Here is a 1,313-nt window from a genome sequence, read left to right as displayed (position 1 = left end):
CCTGCGTCTGGCCAGGGGTGTGGGGCATTTTGCTCAGTTGCGCCAACAGCTCCACCAAAACGGTGCGCACATCTCCCACAATCGGCACGTCCGGAGCGCGGTTTTTGCCCACCTCTGCCGGGTCAATGTCGATGTGGATCACCTTGGCGTGCTTGGCAAATTCGTCTAGCTTGCCGGTTACGCGGTCGTCGAAGCGGGCCCCCACTGCAATCAGCAGGTCGCACTCGGTAACGGCAAAGTTGGCGTAGGCAGTGCCGTGCATGCCCAGCATCCCCACCGAGAGGGGATCGTTCTCATCGAAGGCCCCCTTGCCCATGAGGGTGGTGGTCACCGGGATCTGATAGGTGTGGGCCAGCTCGGCAATTTCGGCGTGGGCCCCGGAGATGATGGCCCCGCCGCCCACGTAGAGCAGGGGACGCTTGGCCTGCAGAATCAGCTTGGCCGCCGCGTGGATCTGGCGAGGGTTGCCCCGCACCGTGGGCCGGTAGCCGGGGATGTTGACTTCGCTAACCGGCTGGTAGTCGAACTCTTCCAGGCCCACATCTTTGGGAATGTCGATCAGCACCGGCCCTGGCCGCCCGGTGCCGGCAATGTGAAAAGCCTCGGCCACAATCCGAGACATTTGACGCGGATCCCGCACCACGTAGGAGTGCTTGACGATGGGCAGGGTGATGCCAAAGATGTCGGTCTCCTGAAAGCCGTCGGTACCGATCAAATGGCGGGGCACCTGGCCGGTGATCACCACCATGGGCACAGAGTCCATCATGGCGTTGGCGATGCCCGTCACCAGGTTGGTCGCCCCTGGCCCCGAGGTGGCGAAGCACACGCCCACCTTGCCGGTGGCGCGGGCGTAGCCATCGGCAGCATGGGCCGCGGCCTGTTCGTGGCGGACTAGGAAATGTTTGAGTAGCCCTTGGGATTCGGCTTTGTACAGCTCGTCGTAGATGGGCAGGATCGCTCCTCCCGGATAGCCGAAAATGTGCTGCACCCCCTGTCGATGCAGGCTATCCACCAGTGCATAGGCCCCTGTTGCCACGATATCTTCTCCCCCTTGAAGACGACCGAGCACTCAACCTGGAGCGGCTGAGTCAGAAGACTGGCCAGCTTTTTGGATTGTGTATTTAGTTCAACAGTTTAGCAGGTGTTTGCTGTGCAAAGTTGGGATTTGCCTGGGGGGTAGCCCTTTTCTCCGGCAGAACCGGTTTTTCCTCCACCCTGCCTTTGCCTTGGAGAACTCTATGAACTACCCCACCGCGCAGGCGGGTGGGGTTTCCTCATCCGCTTTACGGCGAGATTTTTGTCTCTTCCTCTGC

At 61.1% G+C, this 1,313-nt stretch carries 1 protein-coding gene; it reads right to left on the bottom strand.

Annotation, left to right across the window (positions count from 1 at the left end; translation table 11 throughout):
• The coding region (ilvB, locus tag NW835_RS10435; RefSeq protein WP_414415261.1) for a biosynthetic-type acetolactate synthase large subunit at window positions 1–1,036 on the bottom strand (1,036 nt) is incomplete at its 3' end.
• Window positions 1,037–1,313: the final 277 nt, after the last annotated feature.

The organism is Synechococcus sp. OH2 (genome assembly GCF_047462155.1).
GTDB lineage: Bacteria > Cyanobacteriota > Cyanobacteriia > Thermostichales > Thermostichaceae > Thermostichus.
The sequence above is the reverse complement of the archived record's forward strand: the minus strand, read 5'-3'. Positions and strand labels throughout refer to the sequence as shown.